This is a genomic window from Curtobacterium sp. MCSS17_016 (assembly GCF_003234255.2).
Lineage (GTDB): Bacteria > Actinomycetota > Actinomycetes > Actinomycetales > Microbacteriaceae > Curtobacterium > Curtobacterium flaccumfaciens.
In genome coordinates, this window is the sequence record NZ_CP126254.1 from 2,259,076 (window position 1) to 2,278,771 (window position 19,696).

At 71.7% G+C, this 19,696-nt stretch carries 16 protein-coding genes, 1 tRNA gene and 1 pseudogene; 4 read left to right on the top strand and 14 right to left on the bottom strand.

The features are described 5' to 3' along the window. Positions 1 to 46: 46 nt before the first annotated feature. From DEJ19_RS10695 to DEJ19_RS10705, 3 genes are read right to left on the bottom strand one after another with little or no spacing between them, the layout of a single operon-like run. Positions 47 to 538 (bottom strand): Cg1360 family ATP-synthase-associated protein, encoded by a 492-nt coding sequence (locus tag DEJ19_RS10695; RefSeq protein ID WP_258377473.1) that lies wholly within the window; start codon positions 536 to 538, stop codon positions 47 to 49. Then, entirely contained in the window at positions 535 to 1,761 is a 1,227-nt protein-coding gene (locus DEJ19_RS10700) for an MraY family glycosyltransferase (protein ID WP_027465783.1), read from the bottom strand. Before DEJ19_RS10700 ends, DEJ19_RS10695 begins: the two co-directional genes overlap by 4 nt. Beyond that, positions 1,758 to 2,432, bottom strand: a complete 675-nt coding sequence (locus DEJ19_RS10705) for an L-threonylcarbamoyladenylate synthase (protein ID WP_027465784.1) — start codon at positions 2,430 to 2,432, stop codon at positions 1,758 to 1,760. Before DEJ19_RS10705 ends, DEJ19_RS10700 begins: the two co-directional genes overlap by 4 nt. Positions 2,433 to 2,469: 37 nt before the next feature. Here DEJ19_RS10705 and DEJ19_RS10710 point away from each other — a divergent pair, with 37 nt between their 5' ends. Then, positions 2,470 to 3,123 carry an HAD family hydrolase gene (locus tag DEJ19_RS10710; protein WP_181441625.1) on the top strand — a complete coding sequence of 218 codons (654 nt, stop codon included), beginning with the start codon at positions 2,470 to 2,472 and terminating at the stop codon, positions 3,121 to 3,123. Between the two features lie 318 nt (positions 3,124 to 3,441). Here the strand turns inward: DEJ19_RS10710 and prmC are convergent, their stop codons facing one another. The 9 genes from prmC to argS form a co-directional block, all read right to left on the bottom strand. After that, positions 3,442 to 4,317: a peptide chain release factor N(5)-glutamine methyltransferase gene (gene prmC / locus DEJ19_RS10715; RefSeq protein ID WP_111234103.1), complete on the bottom strand. Its 876-nt coding sequence runs from the start codon at positions 4,315 to 4,317 to the stop codon at positions 3,442 to 3,444. Positions 4,318 to 4,342: 25 nt separating this feature from the next. Beyond that, positions 4,343 to 5,425, bottom strand: coding sequence for a peptide chain release factor 1 (gene prfA / locus DEJ19_RS10720; RefSeq protein WP_017885756.1), 1,083 nt, complete (start codon positions 5,423 to 5,425; stop codon positions 4,343 to 4,345). A 3-nt stretch (positions 5,426 to 5,428) separates the two neighbouring features. Continuing rightward, positions 5,429 to 7,789 (bottom strand): transcription termination factor Rho, encoded by a 2,361-nt coding sequence (gene rho / locus DEJ19_RS10725; RefSeq protein WP_111234091.1) that lies wholly within the window; start codon positions 7,787 to 7,789, stop codon positions 5,429 to 5,431. Positions 7,790 to 7,969: 180 nt separating this feature from the next. After that, entirely contained in the window at positions 7,970 to 8,953 is a 984-nt protein-coding gene (gene thrB, locus DEJ19_RS10730) for a homoserine kinase (RefSeq protein WP_111094288.1), read from the bottom strand. Between the two features lie 32 nt (positions 8,954 to 8,985). Continuing rightward, on the bottom strand, positions 8,986 to 10,065 hold the full coding sequence (gene thrC / locus DEJ19_RS10735) for a threonine synthase (protein ID WP_071404606.1): 1,080 nt from the start codon (positions 10,063 to 10,065) through the stop codon (positions 8,986 to 8,988). Between the two features lie 87 nt (positions 10,066 to 10,152). After that, positions 10,153 to 11,460: a homoserine dehydrogenase gene (locus tag DEJ19_RS10740; protein WP_027465790.1), complete on the bottom strand. Its 1,308-nt coding sequence runs from the start codon at positions 11,458 to 11,460 to the stop codon at positions 10,153 to 10,155. Positions 11,461 to 11,525: 65 nt separating this feature from the next. Beyond that, complete coding sequence (lysA, locus tag DEJ19_RS10745; RefSeq protein ID WP_111234092.1) at positions 11,526 to 12,947, bottom strand: diaminopimelate decarboxylase; 1,422 nt, start codon at positions 12,945 to 12,947, stop codon at positions 11,526 to 11,528. 58 nt (positions 12,948 to 13,005) lie between these two features. After that, positions 13,006 to 13,761, bottom strand: coding sequence for an LmeA family phospholipid-binding protein (locus DEJ19_RS10750; protein WP_111234093.1), 756 nt, complete (start codon positions 13,759 to 13,761; stop codon positions 13,006 to 13,008). Between the two features lie 154 nt (positions 13,762 to 13,915). Beyond that, positions 13,916 to 15,586: an arginine--tRNA ligase gene (argS, locus tag DEJ19_RS10755; protein ID WP_111234094.1), complete on the bottom strand. Its 1,671-nt coding sequence runs from the start codon at positions 15,584 to 15,586 to the stop codon at positions 13,916 to 13,918. Between the two features lie 59 nt (positions 15,587 to 15,645). On the opposite strand from argS, the gene DEJ19_RS10760 reads away from it, so the two are divergent. Both DEJ19_RS10760 and DEJ19_RS10765 read left to right on the top strand, forming a co-directional pair. Beyond that, positions 15,646 to 16,221: a hypothetical protein gene (locus DEJ19_RS10760; RefSeq protein WP_111234095.1), complete on the top strand. Its 576-nt coding sequence runs from the start codon at positions 15,646 to 15,648 to the stop codon at positions 16,219 to 16,221. 896 nt (positions 16,222 to 17,117) lie between these two features. Beyond that, a tRNA-Arg gene (locus tag DEJ19_RS10765) sits at positions 17,118 to 17,189 on the top strand. Between the two features lie 26 nt (positions 17,190 to 17,215). Here the strand turns inward: DEJ19_RS10765 and DEJ19_RS22020 are convergent. After that, positions 17,216 to 17,560, bottom strand: a pseudogene (locus tag DEJ19_RS22020) (VOC family protein); the annotation flags it as partial. A 26-nt stretch (positions 17,561 to 17,586) separates the two neighbouring features. Beyond that, a complete protein-coding gene (locus tag DEJ19_RS10770) occupies positions 17,587 to 18,411 on the bottom strand; it encodes an alpha/beta hydrolase (protein ID WP_181438478.1) in 825 nt (274 codons plus the stop codon). Positions 18,412 to 18,579: 168 nt separating this feature from the next. Here DEJ19_RS10770 and DEJ19_RS10775 point away from each other — a divergent pair, with 168 nt between their 5' ends. Next, positions 18,580 to 19,662 (top strand): Gfo/Idh/MocA family protein, encoded by a 1,083-nt coding sequence (locus DEJ19_RS10775; protein ID WP_258377474.1) that lies wholly within the window; start codon positions 18,580 to 18,582, stop codon positions 19,660 to 19,662. The last annotated feature ends 34 nt before the right edge of the window (positions 19,663 to 19,696 follow it).

Sequence of the window (19,696 nt, forward strand, 5' to 3'; positions counted from 1 at the left end):
AGCGGACTTGAAGAAGCCTATCAGGTGCGAGAGGCTTCCCGGCTTCTCAGACGCGGGGGGTCGGGTTCCCAGCGTCCGCGGAGTCGTCGAGGCCGTCGCCCGGCAGCCGGACGCCGATCGGGGTGCGGGCCTTCGCGACGGCGACGACGTCGATCACCAGGGAGCCGATGACCCCTGCGATGATCACGATCGCCAGCACCGGGAAGTCGACCCAGTCGCGGTCCTTGAGCAGGACCAGCAGCACGATGAATACGATGAACTTGAGCAGCCAGGTGCCCATCACGATGCCGAAGAAGGCGCCGGAGATCATCTGGCCCTTCGAGACGCGCAGCGCGACGAGGACACTGACCGCGGTGAGCCCGAGGAACACGACGCTCAGCACGGCGCCGAGCAGTCCCCCGACCAGCCCGGGGCCGTCCGCGACGAGGAACCCGATGAGCCCGCCGACCACCGCCAGGGCGACGGCGAGGACCGCGCCCCAGGTGATGATGCGGCGGAACACCGGCCGGACGTGGTCGAGCGCGTTCGGTGCGGTCACGTGATGTCTCCAGGGATCGTGCGGTCGTTGGCGGCCCGGTCGAGCGGGTCGAGGCTGGCGTCCACCACGGCGGCGGAGCGGTTGGCGGTCTGGGCGGCGATCTCGGTGCGTTTCCGGCCGAGCGGCGCGAAGGTCGCGACGGCGCAGACGGTGAAGCCGACGGACACGAAGACGACGACCCAGTACCAGTCCACGAAGAGGAACAGCAGGCACCCGAAGGCGACGGTCGCGGTCCACGCGTAGAAGATCAGCACCGCGTGGAAGTGCGAGTGCCCCATGTCGAGCAGGCGGTGGTGCAGGTGCTTCCGGTCGGCCGAGAACGGCGACTTGCCCGCGCTGAGCCGTCGGGTAACCGCGAGACCGAAGTCCAGGATCGGGACGATCAGGATCGCGAACGGCAGCAGGATCGGGATGAACGCCGGCAGCAGCGCCTGGCGTGTCTGCACCGCCGCCGGGTCGATGTTGCCCGTGACCGAGACCGCGCTCGTGGCCATCAGGAACCCGACGAGCAGCGCACCGGCGTCGCCCATGAAGAGCTTGGCGGGGTGCCAGTTCAGGATGAGGAAGCCGAAGCAGGCCCCGACGAGGACCGCGGTGAGCAGCGAGGGCAGGTTGAAGAAGAACTCGGTCTGGACGACCACGCGGTTGATGAAGAACGTGTAGAGGAAGAAGACCCCGCCGGCGATGATCGCGACGCCGGCCACCAGGCCGTCGAGCCCGTCGATGAAGTTCACCGCGTTCATCACGAGCACCACCGCCAGCACGGTGAAGATCAGGCTCATGTACGACGAGCCGACGCCCAGCGTGTTGCCGATGGGCAGCGAGACGATCGCGACGCCCTGCCAGGCGAGGATGCCCGCCGCGATGATCTGCCCGGCGAGCTTCGTCATCCAGTCGAGGTCCCAGATGTCGTCCGCGACACCGAGGACCACGATGATGGTCGCTCCCCCGAGCACCGCGAGGACGCGGCCGGGTTCGGAGAACACGAGCCGGAAGTAGTCGGTCCCCGCGATCGACGGGAACAGGAACCAGGCCGCGAGCAGCGAGACGATGACGCCGATGTACATCGCGATGCCACCGAGCCGCGGCGTCGGGGTGCGGTGCACGTCCCGCTCGCGGACCTGCGGGTACCACTTGTACTTCAGCCCGAGCTTCCAGACGATCAGGCTCATCACGAAGCTCACGACCGCGGCGATGGCCCCGGCGAGCAGGTAGTACTTCATGTGACGAGGTCGGCTCCGACGACCCGGATGATCTCCTCGTCGGGGATCACCCCGTGCCGGACGATGCGGAGCTTCCCGCCGTCCGACAGCCCGGTGGCGTCGACGATCGTCGAGCCGGTGCTGGCCTCGAAGCCGTCGTGCACCTCGACGGGTCCGCCGTCCAGGTAGATCGCGACGCTGTCACCGAGCATCCGCTCGGCGGCGTCGACGTCCATCGCGGCCGGGTCACCCGTGGAGTTCGCGGACGAGACCGCGAGGGGCCCGACCTCCTGCAGGAGCTCGAGGGCGATCCGCGAGTCCGGCATCCGGAGCGCGACCGTGCCGCGCGTCTCGCCGAGGTCCCAGTCGAGCGACGGCTGTGCGTGCAGGATGACGGTCAGCCCGCCCGGCCAGAACTCGGCAACCAGGTCGCGAACCGGCTGCGGGACCTCGCTGGCGAGGGCGTCGAGCGTGGGCGGACCGGGGATGAGCACGGGCGGCGGCGACTGCCGCGTGCGGCCCTTCGCGTCGAGCAGCCGCTGCACGGCCGTCGCGCTGAAGGCGTCCGCGGCCAGGCCGTAGACGGTGTCGGTGGGGACCACGACGAGCTCTCCGCGTCCGAGGGCGGCACGTGCGAGCCGCATCCCGGTCAGGAGCCCGTCGGAGTCGGTGCAGTCGTATCGGGATGCCATGACTCGACGATGATAGTGCGACACAATGGTGGACATCGTGAACGAGACGCCCGCACCCCCGCTCCTGTTCCTCTTCGACATGGACGACGTCCTGGTCCGGTACGACTGGCAGGTGCGCATGGCCGCACTCTCCGAGTTCACCGGACACGAGTTCCAGGAGCTCCGCCGTCGCTGGTGGGACTGCGGTCACGAGATGCGTGCCGAGGCCGGTGGGTTCGCCGACGGCGACGAGTACCTCGCCGCGTTCGAGCGCGCCATGGAGTGCGACGTCCCCGAGGCCGACTGGGCCCGGATCCGCGGATCCGCCATGACCGAGCTGCCGGAACGCATCGAGGCGGTCCGGATCGCGAGCGAGCACGGGCGTGTCGGACTGCTCACGAACAACGGTCCGCTCGCCGGCCGCTGGATCCCCGAGTGGGCGCCGTCCCTGCCCGAGGTCTTCGGCGAACACCTGGACACGTCGAGCAACTTCGGTGCGCGGAAGCCCGAGCCCGAGGTCTTCCAGCGCGCGGTCGCGCACCACGGCGTCCCCGCGGAGCGCACGTTCTTCGCCGATGACATGCCCGAGAACGTCGCGGGTGCGCGGAGCGTCGGCATCCACGCGGTCCTGGTCGAGCACGACACCGACCTGCGGGAGCATGTCCGCGCCTTCGTCGCGGCGCAGCAGCGCGAGGCCTCCCCCGTCGCGTAGCCCGCCACGCCCGTTCCTTCCCATCGCGGTCGCGCTGGAAAGCAAGAACGGGCACACCTGGTCATCCCGAACGACCCGGTACGCCCGATCCCACCCGGTACGCCCGTATTCTCCCGGCACACGCAGCACGGCCGAGCGACGGGAGGCCCGCCCCGCGCCCGCAACGCCCGTTCCTTCCCATCGCGGTTGCGCTGGAAAGCAAGAACGGGCACACCTGGTCATTTCGAACGACCCGGTACGCCCGATCTCACCAGGTACGCCCGGATTCTCCCGGCACCGCAGCACGGCCGAGCGACGGGAGGCGCGGCTCGGCTCCGGCTAGCGCGTCGCGGTGGTCGTGCGGTCGCGCCCCGTCAGGTCGACGTGCGTCTCCGGGGTGCGGAACCCCCGGCGCGCCAGGACCTCCCGGACTCCGGCGCCCTGCGGCTCGGCGTGCTCGATGACCAGGACTCCCCCGGGCACCAGTAACCGCCAGGCCGTCTCGGCGAGAGCCCGGACGGCGTCGAGGCCGTCCGGCCCGCCGTAGAGGGCCATCGCCGGGTCGTGGTCACGGACCTCGGGGTCGATCGGGATCGCGTCGTCCGGCACGTACGGCGGGTTCGACACGACGACGGACACGGTGCCGTCGAGTTCCGGCAGCGCGTCGGCGAGGTCGCCCTCGACGAGCCGGACGGTCCCACCGTGGGCGTCGACGTTCCGCCGGGTCCAGGGCAGGGCCTCGGCCGACCGCTCGACGGCGTAGACCACGGCGTTCGGCACCTCGGTGTCCATCGCGATCGCGATCGCACCGCTGCCGGAGCCCAGGTCCACGGCGATCGGCTCGGGGACCGCGGTCGCCCGCAGCGCGTCGATGCCGAACTGCACGACGCCCTCGGTCTCCGGACGAGGCACGAACACGCCCGGTCCGACGGCCAGGGTGAGCGCGCGGAAGTACGCCTGCCCGGTGATGTGCTGCAGCGGCTCACGGGTGGCCCGACGGGCGACGGCGTGCCGGAAGCGCTCGACGTGCTCCGGGGCGATGCCGCCGCCGATCAGCGCACGGGCTTGGACAGCTCCGCGCGAGGTGTCGGTCGCCCACGCGAGCAGCAGCTCCGCGTCGACCCGGGGCGTCGGCACGCCGACGGCGACGAGCGCCGCGCTCGCCTGCTCGAGCAGGCGATCCGCGGCGTACGTGAGGGGCGTGTCGGCGGTGATCCGGGCCTCCAGGCTGGGTGTGCGCTTACGCGTCCTGGTCGCCGATGGCGGCCAGACGTGCCTCTTCGTCCGCCTGGATGGCGGACTGGATGACGGGCTCGAGGGCACCGTTCATCACGCGGTCGAGGTCGTACGCCTTGTAGCCGGTGCGGTGGTCCGCGATCCGGTTCTCCGGGAAGTTGTACGTGCGGATGCGCTCCGAACGGTCCATCCCGCGGATCTGCGACTTGCGCGCGTCCGAGGCGATCGCGTCGAGCTCCTCCTGCTGGCGCGCGAGGATGCGTGCGCGGAGCACGCGCATGCCGGCCTCGCGGTTCTGCAGCTGCGACTTCTCGTTCTGCATCGCCACCGTGATGCCCGTGGGCAGGTGGGTGATGCGGACCGCGGAGTCCGTCGTGTTGACGGACTGCCCGCCGGGGCCGGAGGACCGGTAGACGTCGATCTTGAGGTCGTTCTGGTTGATCTGGACCTCTTCGGGCTCGTCCACCTCGGGGAACACCAGCACGCCGGTGGTCGAGGTGTGGATGCGCCCCTGCGACTCGGTCTGCGGCACACGCTGGACGCGGTGCACACCGCCCTCGTACTTCAGGTGCGCCCAGACGCCCTGGGACGGATCGGTCGTGTTCGACTTGATCGCGACCTGGACGTCCTTGTAGCCACCCAGGTCGGACTCGGTGCGCTCGAGGAGCTCGACCTTCCAGCCCTTGGTCTCGGCGTAGTGCGAGTACATGCGCAGGAGGTCGGCCGCGAACAGCGCCGATTCCTCGCCGCCCTCGCCGCCCTTGATCTCCATGATGACGTCACGGCCGTCGTCGGGGTCGCGCGGGATGAGCAGCCGGCGGAGACGCTCCTGGCGCTCCGACAGCTGCTCCTCGAGCCCGGGGACCTCGTCCGCGAACGCCGCGTCTTCACGCGCGAGTTCCTGGGCGGCGGCGAGGTCGTCCCCCGCCGCCTGCCAGGCCTCGTACGCGGACTTGATCTGGTTGAGCTCGGCGTACCGCCGGTTCACCTTCTTCGCCCGGGCCGCATCGGCGTGGAGCGCGGGGTCCGACAGCTGCTGTGTCAGGTCCTCGTGTTCCGCCAGCAGCCCCGCTACCGACTCGAACACGCGTTACTCCTGGTGGCCGTTGTGGTGGGCGCCGGTCGAGGGGACCGACTTCTGCACCTGCACCAGGAACTCGACGTTCGACTGCGTCTCCTTGAGGTTCCGCAGCACGATCTCGAGGGCCTGCTGCGGGTCGAGCCCGGCGAGGGCCCGGCGCAGACGCCAGGTGATCTTGACCTCGTCGGCGGAGAGCAGCTGCTCCTCGCGACGGGTACCAGAGGCGTTCACGTCGACGGCGGGGAAGATCCGCTTGTCGGCGAGGTGACGGTTCAGGCGGAGCTCCATGTTGCCGGTGCCCTTGAACTCCTCGAAGATGACCTCGTCCATCTTGGAGCCGGTCTCGACGAGCGCGGTCGCGAGGATGGTCAGCGAGCCGCCGTCCTCGATGTTGCGCGCGGCACCGAAGAAGCGCTTCGGCGGGTAGAGCGCCGCCGAGTCGACGCCACCGGAGAGCACGCGGCCCGACGGCGGGGTCGACAGGTTGTACGCACGGCCCAGGCGGGTGATCGAGTCGAGCAGCAGCACGACGTCGTGGCCCAGCTCCACCAGGCGCTTCGCACGCTCGATGGCGAGCTCCGCGACGGTGGTGTGGTCCTCGGCGGGACGGTCGAAGGTCGAGGCGATGACCTCACCCTTCACCGTGCGCTGCATGTCGGTGACCTCTTCGGGCCGCTCGTCGACGAGGACGACCATCAGGTGCGCCTCGGGGTTGTTCTTGGCGACGGCGTTCGCGATGGCCTGCAGCACGACGGTCTTGCCGGCCTTCGGCGGGGACACGATGAGACCGCGCTGGCCCTTGCCGATCGGCGACACGAGGTCGATGATGCGGGTCGACAGCTTGCCCGGCTCCGTCTCGAGGCGCAGGCGCTCGTTCGGGTACAGCGGGGTGAGGTCGTTGAAGTCGACGCGGGCCGCGGCCTCGTCGGCGGACTGGCCGTTGATCGACTCGACGGCCACGAGCGCGTTGTACTTCTGACGGCTCTGCTGCTCGCCGTCACGCGGCTGCTTGATCGAACCGACGACGGCGTCGCCCTTGCGCAGGTGGTACTTCTTCACCTGGCCGAGGGAGACGTAGACGTCGCTCGGGCCCGGCAGGTACCCGGTGGTGCGGACGAAGGCGTAGTTGTCGAGGACGTCGAGGATGCCCGCGATCGGGATCAGGACGTCGTCCTCGGTGACCTCGGGCTCGAAGTCGTCGTTCTGGCCGCCGCGGCCGCGCTTGCGGTCGCGCTGGCGACGGCTGCGGCCACTCTCGGCCTCGTCGGCGTGCTGTTGCTGCTGCTGCTTCTGCTGACCGCTGGTCTGCTGCTTCTGCTGACCGGCGTTCTGCTGCTGCTTCTGGTCGGCCTTGTCGTCCTGCTTGGCCTCGGCCTGCTTCGGCTGGTCGTTCTGCTTCTGGCCGCCGTTCTGCTGGCCGTTCTGCTGCTCGGCGCCGTTCTGCTTCTGCTGGCCGCCGTTCTGCTGGCCGCCGTTCTGCTGGTCGGCACCGTTCTGCTTCTGCTGGCCGGCGTTCTGGCCGCCGTTCTGCTGCTCGGCGCCGTTCTGCGGCTCGCCGTTCTCGGCGTTCTGGCCACGGCCACGACCGCGACCACGGCTGCGACGACCGCGACGCGAGCCGCCCTCGCCCTGCTCGGAGTTCTGGTCGCCCTGGTCGTTCTGGTCGCCGGACTCGTTCTGGTCCTGGTCGGCCTGCACGGCGGACGTCGGAGCCTGCTGGCCCTGCTGGCCCGCCTGGCTCGGCTGCTCGGCCTCGGCGGGTGCGGACGCCTGCTGGCCCTGGTCGGCGGCGCGCTGCTCGCCGCCACGCTGCTCGGTGCCACGCTGGTCGGTGCCACGCTGCTCGGCGTTCCGCTGGCCACGGCCGCGACGCTGCGAGCCGGACTGCGCGGCTTCCTGGGCGTCCTTCTCGGCGCGGACCTGGTCGAGCCCGGCGAGGAGGTCCTCGGTGCCGGTCTGGCCGTGGTTGGTGTGCTCGGCCGCCGAGGTCGGCGCGGCGTTCACGGTGCCGCCGGACGATGCGCGGCGCGAACGACGGGCACGGCTCGGGGCTGCCGACTCGGCGGGTGCCTCGGAGTCGGCGACGGGTGCCTCGGCAGCGGGCTGCGCGGGGGTCTCGGCGGGCTCCGGCAGGGTCGGCTGCTCGGTGGCGGTCGGCTCGGCGGGGGTCTCGGCGACGACGGCGGCGGCCGGGGCGGCCGGCGTCTCGTCGACGGGACGCTTGTCCTCGATGGAGGCGATCAGGTCGCCCTTGCGGAGCTTGGAGAGCCCGGTGATGCCGAGCGAAGAGGCGATGCGCTGGAGCTCCGGGAGACGGAGGGCACGCAGATCGCTGGGGATCTCCACCTGGGCGGAGTTGTTGTCGGTCAAGGTCGGTGTTTCCTTTCGAACCGCAGAACGCGGAGAGTTTCCACCGTCCCGGATGCAGGGTGAGCATCGACCGCCGTTCAGACGACGGATCGGGATTCGGTGATCAGAAAGAGATGCACACTCGCGCACCGGACCCTGCGACGTCGCAGGAGCTGTCCTGAGGACGAGCGATCCGTACGGTTACGCGGGTTCGGCTTCGAGCGCCGAGTGCGCTGCCACTGTAGCACCACCGAGATCGACGGCCAGCATGAGCGGCCGCCAGTCGGATTCGGCGTGTCGCTGCACCAGTTCGGCGGCGGTCAGGCGCTGTGCCGGGTCGCTGCCGAGGACGAGCAGGCTCGGCCCGGCACCGGAGACCACCGCGGCGAGGCCGTGCTGCCGGAGCAACCGGATCAGGGCGTCGGTCTCGGGCATGGCGCTGGCGCGGTACGCCTGGTGCAGCCGGTCCTCGGTCGCGGCGAGCAGCAGCTCGGGGCTCTGGATGAGTGCCGCCACGAGCAGCGCCGAACGGGAGACGTTGAACGCGGCGTCGGCGTGCGGGACCTGCTCGGGCTGCAGGGAGCGCGCGAGCTTGGTCGAGAGCGTCGAGGTCGGCACGAACACCACCGGGGCGACACCGCGGTGCACCAGGAGCCGCTTGTAGGCCGGGCCCTCGGCGGTCATCCACGCGATCGTGAGCCCGCCGAAGAGCGCTGGCGCGACGTTGTCCGGGTGGCCCTCCATCTCGGTGGCCAGGGTCAGGAGCGTCGAGGCGTCCAGGTCCACGATGCCCTCGAGCAGACCACGGGCAGCCATCAGCCCGGCGACGATCGCCGCGGCGGAGGAACCGAGACCGCGGCCGTGCGGGATCGCGTTCGTGGCGTGCAGCTCGAGACCGGGCTGGTCGACACCGGCGTGCTCCAGGCCACGGCGGACCGCACGGACGACGAGGTTCGTGTCGTCCGTGGCGACCTCACCGGCACCGACGCCCTCGACCGTGACGGTCGCACCGGGTTGGGAGCGCACGCGCACCACGACCTCGTCGTAGAGCGAGAGCGCGAGGCCGAGCGAGTCGAAGCCGGGGCCGAGGTTCGCCGACGTGGCCGGCACCCGGACGCGGACCGCCGATCCGGTCGGCAGCGCACGGACCGCCCGTCCGGCCGGTACAGCACTGCGGGCGGTCATGCCCTCTCCCGGTCCGGACGAGCGGTCGGAGATCACTGCTCGCTGACCAGACCGAGCACGTCGGCGATCGACTTCGTGTCGACCGGCACGCTCGTCGGGGTGACCTCGCCGCCGTCGGGCGTGCGGAGCGCCCACTGCGGGTCCTTCAGGCCGTGGCCCGTGACCGTGATGACGACCTTCGCGCCCTTCGGCACGACACCGGCGTCGGCACGCTCGAGGAGCCCGGCGACACCGATGGCCGATGCGGGCTCGACGAAGACGCCGACCTCGGCAGACAGGATGCGGTGTGCGGCGAGGATGGCCTCGTCGGTGATGGCACCGAAGTAGCCGTCGGTCTCCTCCCGCGCCTCGAGCGCGAACTGCCACGAGGCCGGGTTGCCGATGCGGATCGCCGACGCGATGGTGTCCGGGTGCCGGACGACCTCGCCGTGCACGATCGGGGCGGAACCGGCGGCCTGGAACCCGAACATGCGGGGCAGCTTGGTGCTGCGGCCGGCGGCGACGTCCTCGCGGTAGCCGCGCGAGTACGCGGTGTAGTTGCCCGCGTTGCCGACGGGCAGGAAGTGGAAGTCCGGTGCGTCACCGAGGACGTCGACGACCTCGAACGCGGCGGTCTTCTGCCCCTCGATGCGGTCGTTGTTGACGGAGTTGACGAGGTGCACCGGGTAGTTCGCCGCCAGGTCGCGGGCGATGTCGAGGCAGTCGTCGAAGTTGCCCTGCACCTGCAGCAGCTGGGCGTCGTGGGCGACGGCCTGGCTGAGCTTGCCCATGGCGATCTTGCCCTCGGGCACGAGCACCGCAGCGGTGATGCCGGCATGCGTCGCGTACGCGGCGGCCGAGGCGCTGGTGTTGCCGGTCGAGGCGCAGATGACGGCCTTCGCGCCGTGCTCGACGGCCTTCGAGATCGCCATCGTCATGCCGCGGTCCTTGAACGAACCCGTCGGGTTCATGCCCTCGAACTTCACGTAGACCTCGGCGCCGGTGCGCTCGGAGAGCCGACGAGCCGGGATGAGCGGCGTGCCGCCCTCACCGAGCGTGACGATGGGCGTCGCCTCGGTCACGTCGAGTCGGTCGGCGTACTCGCGCAGGACTCCCTGCCACTGGTGGGCCATCAGGCTTCTCTCTCTGTCCGGTGGGGTGGATCTGGTGGTGGTGCGGCTCGGTGGGCCTGCAGGTCGGCCTGGAGGCCCGTGGTCGCGTCAGCGACCGACGACGCGCAGGACGCTGGTGACGTCCAGGACGACGTCCTCGCCACGGAGGGCGACGACGGTGTCCGCCAGGTCGGCCTCGCGCGCCAGGTGGGTGCCGATGACGAGCGTCGCGGTCCCCTCGGCTGCGCCGGTGGTGGTCTGTTCGACCGTCTCGACGCTGACGCCGTGCTTCGCCAACACGCCGGCGACCGTCGACAGCACGCCGGGGGCGTCCGTGACGTGCAGGGTGATCTGGTAGCTCGTGCGGACGGTGCCGATCGGGAACACCGGCAGCTCGGACTGCGTCGACTCGGCGACACCCGGGCCGCCGATGACGTGCCGGCGGGCCGCGGAGACCAGGTCGCCGAGGACCGCCGAGGCCGTCTCGACGCCACCGGCACCCGCGCCGTAGAACATCAGGTCGCCGGCGGCCTCGGCCTCGACGAACACGGCGTTCTTCGCACCGTGCACGCTCGCGAGCGGGTGCGACTCGGGCACGAGGGCCGGGTAGACGCGGGCGCTGACGCCCTCGCGGCCGTCCTCGTCGGTGAGTCGCTCGGCGGTCGCCAGGATCTTCACGACGTAGCCGGCCTTGCGGGCGGCGCGGACCTGGTCGATCGTGACGTGGGTGATGCCCTCGCGGTGCACGGCGGCGAGCGGCACCGAGGTGTGGAACGCCAGCGAGGCCAGGATCGCGGCCTTCTGCGCGGCGTCGTAGCCCTCGACGTCGGCGGTCGGGTCGGCCTCGGCGTACCCGAGCTCCGTCGCGGTGGCCAGGGCATCCTCGAACGTGGAACCCTTGCGGTCCATCAGGTCGAGGATGAAGTTCGTGGTGCCGTTGACGATGCCCATGATCCGGACGATGCGGTCACCGGCGAGCGAGTCGTGCAGCGGACGGATGATCGGGATCGCCCCGGCCACGGCGGCCTCGTAGTAGAGCTGCGCGCCGACCTGCTCGGCCGCGGCGAAGAGTTCCGGGCCGTGGGTCGCGAGCAGCGCCTTGTTGCCGGTGACGACGTCCGCGCCCGACTGCAGGGCCTGGAGCACGAGGGTGCGCGCCGGCTCGATGCCGCCGATGAGCTCGACGACGATGTCCGCGCCGAGGATGAGCGATGCCGCGTCCGTGGTGAAGAGCTCCGCCGGCAGGTCGACGTCGCGCTGCGCGTCCACGTCGCGCACGGCGATCCCGACCAGCTCCAGCCCGGCACCGGCGCGCGAGGCCAGCTCGTCGCCGTGCTCGAGGAGCAGTCGCGCGACCTGGGAACCGACCGAGCCGGCCCCGAGCAGCGCGACACGGACGTTGCGGTATTCGATCATCTGGTAGCGGTTCCTGTCGGTGGGGGTGCGCCCTGCGGGGTGGGCGGACCCGGTCGGGTCGGGGGTCAGCGGCCGGTGCCCTCGGCGGGCACGGCGGCGACCCCGGTGTCACGGGCGAGGAGGTCGTCGATCGTCTCGCCCCGCACGAGGATACGGGCTGTGCCGTCCGCGACGGCGACGACCGGCGGGCGGCCCACGTGGTTGTAGTTGCTCGACAGCGCCCAGCAGTAGGCACCGGTGGCCGCGACGGCCAGCAGGTCACCGCGCTGCACGTCGCCGGGCAGGTACTCGTCGTTCACCACGACGTCGCCGCTCTCGCAGTGCTTGCCGACGACGCGGCTCAGCACCGCGGGGGCGTCCGAGGTGCGGGCGAGCCGGGCCGTGTAGTCGGCGCCGTACAGGGCGGGACGGATGTTGTCGCTCATCCCGCCGTCGACCGAGACGTACGTGCGGGTCGCGCTGCCGCCGTCCTCGGTCTCGAGCGTGACGGGCTTGATCGTGCCGACGCGGTAGAGCGTCACCCCGGGCGGGCCGATGATGTAGCGGCCCGGCTCGACGGCGATGTCCGGCACCGGGATGCCGCGCTCGGCGCAGGCCTCGCCGATGATCGTGGCCAGTGCCTCGGCGACGTCCTCGGGGGCGAAGGCCGAATCGGCCTCGGTGTAGTCGATGCCCCAGCCGCCGCCGAGGTTCAGCTCGGGCACCGGCCCGGAGGCCACGAGCGTCGCGTGCACGTCCATGAGTCGACGTGCGGCCTCGCGGAAGCCGGCGTCGTCGAAGATCTGCGAGCCGATGTGCGAGTGCAGCCCGACGAAGGCGAGCGAGGGCTCGGCGCGGGCGGCTGCTGCGGCCTCGACGGCCTCGGACAGCGGGATGCCGAACTTCTGGTCCTCGCGGGCGGTCGCCAGGTACTCGTGGGTGGACGCGTGCACACCGGTGTTGATCCGGATGCGCACGCGCTGCACGACCCCGGCGTCGGCGGCGGCACGGGCGACGCGCTGCACCTCTTCGTGGCTGTCGAGCACGATCGTGCCGATGCCGACCTCGACCGCGCGGGCGATCTCGGCGTCGGACTTGTCGTTGCCGTGGAAGCCGAGCCGGCCGGGGTCGATGCCGCCGGCCAGGGCGACCGCGAGCTCACCGGCGGTGCAGACGTCCACGCGCAGGTCGGCCTCGGCCATCCACGCGACGACCTGCGTCGTCAGGAAGGCCTTGCCGGCGTAGTAGACGTGCGCGTGGCTGCCGATGCGCTCGAACGCCTCGGCGAACGCGTTCCGCACGCGGACGGCGCGGGACTGGACGTCACGCTCGTCGACGACGTACAGGGGCGTGCCGAACTGCGCGACCAGGTCCGTCGCGCTGATGCCGCCGATCGCCAGGGTGCCGTCGTCGGTCCGCGTCGCGGACGCGGGCCAGATGCGGTCCACCAGTTCGGAGGCGTCCGTCGGGAACCGCAGCCGCGGCGGTGCAAGGGGGTTCTCGCTCACGGGACCCGATCCTACCGACGCGAGCCGTTCCTCCAGGCCGCGTTACGCACCCGTCCGCTCAGCCGCAGCTGCCGACCGTCCGCAGGCCGTCCTCGTTGAGCGGCAGCGCATCCGCGGTGATGCGGACCGTCGCGTCCGACTTCGACACGTCGAGCGAGCGCACGCGCAGCGCCTCGGGTAGGAACTGCGCGGTGCAGACCTGCACCGGGACACCGGTGACGCCCGGGATCGAGTCGACCTTCAGGCCGAGGTCGGAGTTCGTGATCCTGACGCTCTCCGGGGTGATCGAGATGCCGCGGCCGTCGTCCTGCGCGACGACGGCACCCTTGGCCGCGTAGGTGATGTCGTAGCCGAGCACCGACGACGACCCCGTCAGTTCGACGCCGCCGTCGACCAGGTTCAGCCGGTCGAACAGCGGGCTGTACTTCGCCAGGTCCTTGACGCTCGACGACGCCAGGGTGACCGTGCCGTCGACGTCGCGCACGTCGCCCTCGCCGTCCACCGGGACGTCCTGCGCGGTGACGTCGGCGGCGAGCGGGATGCCGTCGACCGTGAGCTTCGCCGAGGAGATCTCGACGCGGTCGAGCGTGCCGCTGATGAGCTGCGGGATGACGATGCCCTCGGCGTGGGCGTCGACCTCGCCGGTCGTGCCGTCGGGCAGCGACTGCTCGACCTGCTGGGCGATGATCCGGTCGACGACGCCGCGCAGCACGAACTCGGCGATCACGACGAGGGCGGCGAGCACGACGACGACCACGAGCAGGACGACGGGCCAGCGGCGGCGCGTGGTGGGGCGTTCGGTGGCTGCGGGCATGCGTCCTACCCTGCCAGCCCGTCCCGGCAGCCTGCCTGGAGGCCCGGTGCGCGTCCGGCGCAGCGGCTTGCTGTGACACCGTGGAACGGACACAGCACCGCGGATCTCCGCGGTGCTGTGTCCGGAACCTGGTTCCGGGGCGACGGGGCGACCGCTACATGCGGGACGGCGCCGACACGCCGAGCAGGCCGAGGCCGTTGCGGACGACCTGGCCGGTGGCGTCGTTCAGCCACAGGCGCGTGCGGTGCAGGTCGGTCACGGGTTCGTCGCCGAGGGGCGTGACACGGCAGGAGTCGTACCAGCGGTGGTAGAGGCCGGCGAGCTGCTCGATGTACCGCGCGATGCGGTGCGGCTCGCGCAGTTCGGCGGCGTGCCGGACCACCCGCGGGTACTCGGCGAGGGCTCCGAGGAGCGCGCTCTCCGACTCGTGGGTCAGCAGCGAGGCGTCGAACACCGACCGGTCGACCCCGGCCGCCGCGGCGTTCCGGGCCACCGACTGCGTGCGGGCGTGGGCGTACTGCACGTAGAAGACGGGGTTGTCGTTCGTGCGCTTCGTGAGCAGGTCGAGGTCGATGTCGATCGCGGTGTCGCTGGCGAACCGGACCAGGGCGTACCGGCCGGCGTCGACACCGACGGCGTCGACGAGGTCCTCCATCGTGACGATGGTGCCGTTGCGCTTCGACATGCGCATCGGTTCGCCGTGCTTGAGCAGGTTGACCATCTGCCCGATCAGGATCTCGAGGTTCTTGCCCGGCTCGTCCCCGAACGCGGCGCACATCGCCATCATCCGGCCGACGTAGCCGTGGTGGTCGGCGCCGAGCATGATCAGGTTCCGCTCGAACCCGCGCTCGCGCTTGTCGAGGTAGTACGCCAGGTCGCCGGCGATGTACGCGGGCTCGCCGTCCGACTTGATGACGACGCGGTCGCGGTCGTCGCCGAAGTCGGTCGTGCGGAGCCACTCGGCGCCCTCGGCCTCGTACATCACGCCGGCCGACCGCAGTCGGGCGATGGCACGCTCGACGGCCTTCGACTCGTGCAGGGCGTTCTCGTGGAAGTAGACGTCGAAGTCGACGCCGAAGTCGTGCAGTGACGACTTGATGTCGGCGAACATGAAGTCGACGCCCTCGCGACGGAAGAGCTCCTGCGCCTCGTCGCGCGGCAGGTCGCGGACATCGATGCCCGGCTCGAGGGTCGCGATGACCCGTGCCGCGATCTCGGCGATGTAGGCGCCGCCGTAGCCGTCCTCGGGCGTGGGCTCACCGAGCGCGCTGGCGACGAGGGAGCGGGCGAACCGGTCGATCTGCGCGCCGTGGTCGTTGAAGTAGTACTCGCGGGTGACGAGCCCGCCCTGCGCCTGGAACACGCGGGCCAGGCTGTCGCCGACCGCGGCCCAGCGGACGCCGCCCATGTGGATCGGGCCGGTGGGGTTGGCGGAGACGAACTCCAGGTTGATCCGGACGCCGTCGTACAGGTCGCCGGTGCCGAAGGACTCGCCGCCGTCCACGATGGTGCGCGCGATCTCACCCGCGGCGGCGGCCTCGAGCGTGATGTTGATGAAGCCGGGGCCGGCGACGTCGACCGAGTCCACGCCGTCGAGCTCGGTCAGCTCGCCGGCGATCTCGGTCGCGAGCTCGCGCGGGTTCGTGCCGAGCCGCTTCGCGAGCTGCATGGCGGCGTTCGAGGCCCAGTCGCCGTGGGCGCGGTTCTTCGGACGCTCGAGCACCACGTGGGACTCCTCGATCGTCACGGTCTCGGACGCGCCTCGGCGCTCGACGATCCCGGTCAGGATCGACAGGTACGCGGCGGAGAGTTCGGCAGGAGTCACGAGGATCGATCCTACCGGGACGCCCAGGTCCGCACCGGTCGATGCAGCATCATGTCGGGATGACCCCCCGCAGCCGTGCCCGGGCGCTCACCGTCGCCACCCTCACCACCGCAGCAGCCGTCGTGCTCGCCGGGTGCTCGGGCGGCGGGGACAACACCCCGTCGGCCAGCGCGACCCCGGCGGGCAAGCCGGTGTCGCAGACCTGCGCGGAGCTCCTGCCGACCAGCGCACTGTCGGTGTACGGGCAGACCTTCGAGCTCGACGACTCCTTCACCCCGGCGAAGGGCTCCCCCGCCGCGACCATCGCGAAGCAGCAGGGTCGCGTGTGCCGTTTCGTCAGCACCGACGCGGACGCCACGGCGATCACGCTCGCGGTCGCCGACCTGCCTGAGAAGTCGCTCACCAACCTGAAGGACGCCCTGTACGAACGGGGCGGGTCCGTCCCCACCTACCGCGTGGAGGGCTACTTCGCCCTGAGCGGCGACGTCGGCCGCGCCGACGCCTTCGCCGACCCGTACTGGATCACCGCGCAGTCGACGCTGTTCACCGAGCCGGGTGGGGCGCAGCCCGTCGTGGACGCGGTGCGGGCCGCGCTGCAGCCGTCTGCGTCGGCGACGGCGACGCCCGCGGGCTGACGGGCGCGGCCCCGCGCACCGTGCGAGGCCGCCGCCGTCTGGTGCGAGGTTGCGCACGTGGTGCGCTGCTCGCAGCGCTGCACGGAACGCGGAACCTCGCACCGGATCGCAACGGACGCACGGTGCGGACGGGAGGGCCGTGGCGGGCCCGCACCGCGCCTCCCGGCCGGCGGCGGCCACGCACGGTGCCGGGTCCGCCGTCTGGTGCGAGGTTGCGCACGTGGTGCGCTGCTCGCAGCGCTGCACGGAACGCGGAACCTCGCACCGGATCGCAACGGACGCACGGTGCGGACGGGAGGGTCGTGGCGGGCCCGCACCGCGCCTCCCGGCCGGCGGCGGCCACGCACGGTGCCGGGTCCGCCGTCTGGTGCGAGGTTGCGCACGTGGTGCGCGCTTGCAGCGCTGCACGGAACGCGGAACCTCGCACGGGATCGCGACGGACACACCGTGCGGACGTGAGGCCCGTGGCGGGCCCGCACCGCGCCTCCCGGCCGGCGGCGACCACGCACGGTGCCGGGTCCGCCATCTGGTGCGAGGTTCCGTGCGTGGTGCGCGCCTGCTGCGCCGCACGGAACACGGGACGTCGCACGGGATCGCGACGGACGCACGGTGCGGACGGGAGGCCTGGGGCGGGCCCGCACCGCGCCTCCAGGTCGACGGCGGCCACGCACGGTGCCGGGTCCGCCATCCGGTGCGAGGTTCCGTGCGTGGTGCGCGCTTGCAGCGCTGCACGGGACACGGAACCTCGCACGGGAACGCGACGAACGCATCGTGCGGACGGGAGGCCCGTGGCGGGCCCGCACCGGGCCTCCCGGCCGTCCGACGGCACGTCCACAGCGCGACACGCGCTGTCCAGGACCACCCGCCGGACCTGCTACGGTTGTTGACACCCCTTGGCCCCCATAGCTCAGGGGATAGAGCACTGCCCTCCGGAGGCAGGGGCGGAGGTTCGAATCCTCCTGGGGGCACTGGAAAGTACGCCGAAGAGGTTCCCGAAGGGATCGAGCAGCTGGCAGAGCCGCTCTCCCGTGAACACCGTCTTCGGGCCCCGGTGCGCAACGGCGCCGTTGGCGACCCAGTCCTCGACGACGGCATCCACGTCGGCCACCGTCCAGTACGGGACCGTGCCGGACGGCCCTGGCGTGTTGAGTTCGTCGGTCCGGTGCAGCGTGAGACGGACGCCCTCGATGTCGAACGCGACGAGCGCGCCACCACGCACGACCGGTTCGCGGCGGAGCCTGGCCGCGTACCAGGCGACCGCGGCCTCGAGGTCGTCGACGAACAGGAAGACGTTGCCGACCGGGCCGATCGGGAGCGGAGCTGTGGAGTCGTCGGGCACGGGGGTCCTCCTTCGTCGCGCGCCGCTCAGCGGTGCTCGACCCCGAGCGTCTGCGCGAGGAACGCGAGCGATCCGGGCAGCGCGTGGTCGGTGTAGCCCTCGGCGTGCCGGAGACCGGGGATCAGCTGCAGCGTGTTCGGGACGCCGACCGCGGCGAGCGCCGCCTGCAGCGCGATCGGGTCCGACCGCGGGACCCACTCGTCCAGCGAGTTGGCGAGGTAGACGGGGCCCGTCGACGCCGTCACGTGCTCGATCGTGGACGCCGCGGCGAGCGCCGACCGGTCGCCGCCGACCTCCTGCAGGATCACCCAGCGGAGGAACGGGTCGTCCCGCCCGGTCTGGTCGATGTCGGCGCTCCGCATCGCGTCGAGGTCCTGCGTCGTCGGCGCCGCGGAGACCGTGCCGTCCGTCGCCCGGATGATCTCGGCGAGGCCGAAGATCCCGGACCAGCTCACGGAGGGACGGCCGGTCGCGATGCCACCCTCGACGGCGAGGTTCCCCCCGGCTGACCCGCCGAAGAAGGCGACCTTGCTCCGGTCGAAGGGGACGTCGGACTGCAGCGCCCACTCGTAGGCGGTGAGCACGTCGTCCCTGCTCGCGGGGAACACGTCCGTCGGTGCCAGGCGGTAGTTCGGGACGAAGACCGTGTACCCGGCGTCGACGAGTCGGGCGGACAGGCCGTCCTCCTTGGACTTGTCCCCGCGGAACCAGCCGCCACCGTGCACGAGCACGACGGCGCCGGTGCTCGGGGGCGATCCGGGGGCCGGACGGTGGACGTCGAGGACCAGGGCGTCGTGCTGGTCCGAGTACCGCACGTCGCGGTCGATGTGGGGAGGTGGCTGGGCGGGCATCGGTGACGACCTTCCTCGGGTTCCCGACGCCGCGACCGGCGGCGGTTCGTGGAATCCGATTCTCATCGACCGTGTCACGGGGCGATTGGGTCGGATGACTCGATGCGGTTCGGTTCCGGGGCGAGGAGCGGCACAACCGGGTCCGGAGCATCCCGGTAGCGTTCCGGCATGACGATGACGTTCCCGGTGCCCGGAGTCCACGCACTGCGGGGCGGCCCCGTGCTCCGGTGGGGTGTGATCGGCCCCGGGGAGATCGCGAACGACTTCACCGCGACGCTGCACGCGAACTCCGACCAGCGCGTGGTCGCCGTGGGGTCCCGCTCCCCCGAGCGTGCCGCGGCCTTCGCCACCCGCCACGGCGTGTCCGGTGTGCACGGGTCGTACGAGGCCCTCGTGGCGGACCCGTCCGTCGACGTGGTCTACGTCGCCTCGCCGCACCCGCAGCACCTCGGGCATGCACTGCTCGCTATCGCCGCCGGCAAGCACGTGCTCGTCGAGAAGCCGATGACGACCTCGGCGGCGGACACGCGCACCCTCGCCGACGCCGCCCGGGCCGCGGGCGTCCTCGCGATGGAGGCGATGTGGACCCGGTACCTGCCGGGCACCACGGTCATCGCCCGTCTGCTCGCGGACGGGGTCCTCGGCGACGTCCGCCTCGCGACGGTCGACGTCGGGTGGCCGCACGACCCGGACCCGGCGGACCGGATGTTCAACCCCGCCGCAGGTGGGGGTGCCCTCCTCGACGCCGGCGTCTACGGGCACTGGTTCGCACGGTTCGCCACCGGCGCCCCGGTGACCAGCAGCACGACGGGGGCGGTCTCGGACCGCGGGGTGGACCTCCAGTCCGTCACCGTGTCGACGGCAGAGGGTGGCGCGCAGGCGGTGGTGACCACGTCGATGACGGCGTGGACGCCGGGGCTGGCGGTGATCGCCGGGAGCCGGGCCACGGTCCGGTACACCGACCACTTCGTGTTCCCCGCGTCGTTCGCGGTGCACCACCGGGGTGGGGAGGACCACTGGGCGGAGCCGACGGAGCTGCGGGGCCGTCAGGGACTCGTGTGGCAGGCGGCGGCGCTCGCGCAGTACGTGGCGGAGGGTCGCACGGAGTCCCCGGTGCACTCGCTGGACGACTCGATCGGGATCGCCACGGCGCTCGACGCGGCACGCGCGGCGCTCGAGGCGAGCGCTGCGGCAGTCGAGCCGACCGGTGCGGCACCGTCCGTTCCCGGGCAGGACACCTCGACCCTCTAGGATCACGGGCCGGTCGTCCCGCACGCGACCGGGA